Origin of the sequence: Rhodosalinus sp., from assembly GCF_041685465.1 — a bacterium.
Classification (GTDB): Bacteria; Pseudomonadota; Alphaproteobacteria; order Rhodobacterales; family Rhodobacteraceae; genus Rhodosalinus.
This window is the reverse complement of the sequence record NZ_JAWLFS010000225.1, coordinates 1-4,851: the sequence shown is the minus strand read 5'-3', so window position 1 is coordinate 4,851 and position 4,851 is coordinate 1. Positions and strand designations below refer to the sequence as shown.

At 74.3% G+C, this 4,851-nt stretch carries 5 protein-coding genes; 2 read left to right on the top strand and 3 right to left on the bottom strand.

What is annotated here, in order from left to right; translation table 11 throughout:
• Positions 1–728 (bottom strand): polyprenyl synthetase family protein (locus ACESL7_RS13080; protein ID WP_372893751.1); only part of this gene is annotated, 728 nt, incomplete at its 3' end.
• A 121-nt stretch (positions 729–849) separates the two neighbouring features.
• Here ACESL7_RS13080 and crtD point away from each other — a divergent pair.
• Entirely contained in the window at positions 850–2,433 is a 1,584-nt protein-coding gene (crtD, locus tag ACESL7_RS13075; protein WP_372893750.1) for a 1-hydroxycarotenoid 3,4-desaturase CrtD, read from the top strand.
• Positions 2,388–3,263 carry a carotenoid 1,2-hydratase gene (gene crtC / locus ACESL7_RS13070; protein ID WP_372893752.1) on the top strand — a complete coding sequence of 292 codons (876 nt, stop codon included), beginning with the start codon at positions 2,388–2,390 and terminating at the stop codon, positions 3,261–3,263. The genes crtD and crtC overlap by 46 nt, the downstream gene beginning before the upstream one ends.
• A gap of 135 nt (positions 3,264–3,398) precedes the next feature.
• Here the strand turns inward: crtC and bchO are convergent, their stop codons facing one another.
• Positions 3,399–4,250 carry an alpha/beta fold hydrolase BchO gene (gene bchO / locus ACESL7_RS13065; protein ID WP_372893749.1) on the bottom strand — a complete coding sequence of 284 codons (852 nt, stop codon included), beginning with the start codon at positions 4,248–4,250 and terminating at the stop codon, positions 3,399–3,401.
• Positions 4,251–4,254: 4 nt separating this feature from the next.
• Positions 4,255–4,851: VWA domain-containing protein (locus tag ACESL7_RS13060; RefSeq protein ID WP_372893748.1), on the bottom strand; the 597-nt coding region annotated here is incomplete at its 5' end.

Genomic DNA, 4,851 nt, shown 5'->3' with positions numbered 1-4,851 from the left:
CCTTCGACGCCAAGCTCGGCGACGGCGCTCGGCCGGCCGTGCGCGGCGTCCTGCCCCACGGGCTTGCCCAGCGCCTCGGCGTCCATCACCGCGTCGCGCAGGTCGTCGGCGACCTGGAAGGCCTCGCCGATGCGATCGCCGAGCTCGAACCACGGCTCCGGCTCGTGGCCGGCGGCGATCGCGCCCATCTGCGTCGCCGCGATGAAGAGCGCCCCGGTCTTGGAGCGGTGGTAGGCCGCGAGGTCCACCTGCGGCTCGCTCTCCCAGCCCTGACCCGCGCAGATGCCGCCCGGCATGCCGGAGCGCTGCGCCAGCGTCAGGACAAGTTGCGCGGCGCGCTGCGCATCCTCGGGCGCGGCGCGCGCCAGCACCTCGAAGGCGAGAATGATCAGGCTGTCGCCGGTCAGAACCGCCAGCGGCTCGCCGTAGGCGCGATGCACCGAGGGCTTGCCGCGCCGCGTCGCGGCGTCGTCGAAGCAGGGCAGATCGTCGTGCACGAGGCTTGCGCAATGCACGAGCTCCAGCGCCGCGGCCGCCGCGTCGGTGATCTCCGGCCGGTCGTCGCCGCAGGCGAGCGCGACCGAGGTGAGTATCGTGGGCCGGATGCGCGCGCCGCCCGGCGAGGTGGCGTAGTCCAGCGCTTCCGCCAGCCGGGCGGGCGGTGTACCCCCCTGCCCCAGCGCGACGGCGCGGGCCATCGCCGTGTCGATCCGCGCGTGAAGATCCATGCGGGCGCTCCTCTGCCTCTGTCCCTCGGCGGCCGCGTCTGTCAGGCTGCGTCTGCGACACATTACAGCGCGACTGTAAATTAGACTGGACAGTTTCCGCTGACGAGTCAACAATCGCTGCATGACTTTCGGCGAATTCCCCGAAGACGGCACCATCGTCGTCGGCGCCGGCATCGCCGGGCTCGCCGCCGCGGCGCGGCTTGCCTGCGCCGGCCGACGCGTGACCGTGCTGGAGCGCCACGCCGCGCCCGGCGGCAAGATGCGCGTGCTCGACAGCCCCGCGGGCCCGGTGGACGCGGGGCCGACGGTGCTGACCATGCGGCCCGTCTTCGAGGAGCTCTTCGCCGCGCTCGGCACGCGGCTGGAGGATCACGTCACGCTGCACCGCCAGCACATCCTCGCACGCCACGTCTGGCCCGACGGGTCGACCCTCGACCTGCACGACAGCGAGGCGGCCAACGTCGCGGCGATCGCCGATTTTGCCGGGCGCCGGGTGGCCGAGCGTTTCCGCGCCTTCGCGGCGCGCGCACGCCGGCTCTACGGGGCCTTCGACGCGCCGATGATGCAGGCGGCCGAGCCCGCCCTGCCCCGGCTCGCCGCGCCGGTGATGCGCCGGCCGCGCCTTCTGTCCGACATGGCGCCGGGGGCGACGCTGGCCACGAGCCTCGCCCGTCAGCTCGGCGAGCCGCGTCTCGCGCAGCTTTTCGGGCGCTACGCCACCTACGTCGGCGGCTCGCCCTACCGGGTGCCGGCGCTCCTGTCGCTCGTCTGGGAGGCGGAGGCGCGCGGCGTCTGGGTGGTCGAGGGCGGCATGCACGCGCTGGCCCGCGCGCTGGAGCGCCTCGCCGCGGCGCATGGCGCGGAGTTCCGCTACGGCGCCGGTGTCGCCCGGATCGAGGCGCCTTCGGGCCGGGTGCGCGGCGTGGCGCTCGACGACGGTACGCGCCTGCCCGCGGGCGAGGTCCTTTTCAACGGAGATCCCCGCGCACTCGCCACTGGCACGCTCGGGCCGGACGTGGCGCAGGTCGCGCCGCAGACCCGGAAAGCGCCGCGCGCCCTCTCGGCGCAGGTCTGGGCCTTCGCCGCCAAGCCCGCGGGCGTCGAGCTCGCCCATCACAACGTCTTCTTCTCTTCGGACTACGCCGAGGAATGGGACGATCTGCACGCCGGCCGCGCGCCGCGGGAGCCCACGCTCTACGTCTGCGCGCAGGACCGCGGCACGCCGTCGCCGGTGCCCGCGCCGGAACGCTTCGAGATCATCGTCAACGCGCCGCCGCTGGGGCGGCCCCCGCACCCGGCCGAGGAGTATGAAGCATGTCGGACGCGCACCTTCGAGACGCTGGCCCGGATGGGGCTGAGCTTCGATCCGATCCCCGGGGCGGAGAACCTGACGACGCCCGCGGGGTTCGAGGCGCTGTTCCCGGCCTCGGCGGGGGCGCTCTACGGCCAGAGCCCGGAGGGGATGACGGCCTCGCTGGGGCGTCCGCGCGCGCGGACGAAGGTCGAGGGCCTCTACCTCGCCGGGGGCGGCACGCACCCCGGAGCCGGGGTGCCGATGGCGACCCTCTCCGCGAGGCACGCGGCCGAGGCGATGCTGAGCGCCCGAACTTCGACCTCGAAGTCGGGCCGAATGGCTATGCCTGGTGGTACATCGACGGGATCAGCGACGACGGGTCCCGCGCCGTCTCGGTCATCGCCTTCATAGGCTCGGTCTTTTCGCCCTGGTACCGCTGGTCGGGCCGGCGCGACCCGGAAAACCACGTCTGCATCAACGTGGCCACCTACGGCCCCGGCGGGCGCTTCACCATGACCGACCGGGGGCGGCAGGCGCTGCGCAAATCGCGCGACAGCTTCCGCGTCGGACCCTCGGCGCTCCATTGGCAGGACGGCGCGCTGGTGATCGACGTGAACGAGATCTCAGCACCGCCCGTGATCAGCCGCGTGCGCGGGCAGATCCGGGTGACACCGGCGGCGATGAGCTCGGTCGAGATGCTGCTGACGCCGGACGCGGCGCACCTATGGCGGCCCTTCGCGCCCAACGCGGGCATCGAGGTGGAGCTGGAGGCGCCCGGCTGGCAGTGGTCGGGGCACGGCTATTTCGACGCCAACTTCGGCACCCGCGCGCTGGAGGAGGATTTCGCCTACTGGACCTGGGGCCGCTTCCCGGCGGCGGGCGGCGCGACCTGCTTCTACGACGCCACGCGGCTCGACGGCAGCACGCTGGCGCAGGCGATCCACTTCGACCACGACGGCCGCGCGCACATGGTCGCGCCGCACCCGAAGACGGAGTTCCGCCGCTCGCTCTGGGCCGTGAAGCGCGAGACGCGCGCCGATCCGGGCTACCGCCCGCGGCAGGTGCTGCCGATGCTGGACGCGCCGTTCTACTGCCGCTCGGCGGTCAGGACGCAGCTCGACGGAGAAGAGACGGTCGGCGTGCACGAGGCGCTGGACCTCACCCGGTTCCGGACCCGGCTCATCAAGCCGATGCTCGCCGTGCGCGTGCCGCGCCGCGCGGGCTGGCGCTTCGGGGACTGAGGCGCGCTCCTCCGGTGGCACCGGCAGCGGCGGAGGCCTCGAGAAAGGGGGCGCTGCCCCCTCGGCCCTGCGGGCCTCACCCCCGGGATATTTGCCTCCAAGAAGAAGGACTGGACGGACAGTGGACCCTGCGTGTCATCCCAGGAAGCGCGCGATCTCGTCGGCCACGGCCTGCGGGTTCTCTTCGTGGGCGAGGTGGCCCAGGCCGGGCAGGTGCACGACGCGAGCGTCCGGCATCCGGGCGGCGGCGCGGTCCGAGGTGGCGGGCGGCACGGCGGCGTCGCGGTCGCCGGTGACGAAGAGCGTGGGCGCGTCGATCGCGGGGAGCATGTCGAGCAGGGGATCGATGCGCCATTGCGACATCATCTTGAGCGTCGCGTCCACGTGGCCGCGGTCGCCGATGAGGCGGGCGTAGAGGCGCAGACCCTCGTCGTCGAGCGTGGAGCCGGTCGATTCGATCAGCCGCCGTGTCCGCGCGCGGCTCGCGCCGCCGAGCGTCAGCAGGTTCGCCGAGAAGGGGTTGAGGGCGAGCGCCTTGGCGAGCACGGGAAAGAGCCAGCCGGCCATGCCCTCGAAGTTGCCGAGCGCGGCGTTGAGGCCGACGACGCGCGGCTGCGGGTCGAGCCGCCGGGCGAGTTCGAGCGCGATGGCGGCGCCGGCGGAGTGGCCGATCACGGCGGTGGGGCGCCAGCCCTGCGCCTGCGTGAGCGCGGCGATGTCGTCGGACATGAGCGGCAGCGAGCAGCGGCTTTTCGTGCCCGCCTGCGTGAAGCCCTGACCGGGCAGGTCGAGCGCGACGACGTGGCGGTGTCGCGCCAGCAGCGGCAGGAGCCCGCGCCAGCTGTGCGTGGAGGCGCCGGCGCCGTGGATCAGGAGGAGCGTCTCGCCTTCGCCCATCTCCTGCACGTGCCAGCGGTGGGGCGGCTGGGCGATGCGGCGGGAGTGCGCCGCCTGCGGCCAGTGGGGGAGATCGCGCGCCCAGTCCATCGGCTCAGTCCTCCAGCGCGTCGGCCACGGCGCCGGAGAGGCGGCGCGCGTCGGCCCTCGGCAGTGCGAGGTAGCCCGCGCCCAGCGCCGCGGCAAGCTCGCGGCCGGCCTCGCCGCGGCGGGCGGCCGTGTCGATGACGAGGGCCGAGAGCCCCTGCCCCCGCAGCGCGCGCGCGGTGCGGGCGGCGTCCTCCATCGCCTGCGCGCGCCCGCCGGCGCCGTCGAGACCGACGTTCGCGCGCCCGTCTGTGAGGAGCGCGACGCGGGGGCTGAGGCCGCGGCCCTCGGACTGATGGGCGAGGAGCCCCGCCGCCTGCAGCCCGGCGGCGAGCGGCGTGCCGCCGCCCCCGGGCAGCGCGGCGAGGCGGCGCTTGGTCTGCACGAGCGAGCGGGTGGGCGGCAGGAGGAGCTCGGCCTCGGTGCCGCGGAAGGCGATGAGCGCGACGTGGTCGCGGCGGGCGTAGGCCTCGCCGAGGAGGAGTTCGACCGCGCCCTTCGCCTCGTTCAGCCGCGTCATGGCGAGCGAGCCCGAGGCGTCGACGGCGAAGATCACCAGCCGGTCGGAGCGATCCTCGTAGCGGCGCAGGCGCACGTCGGAGGC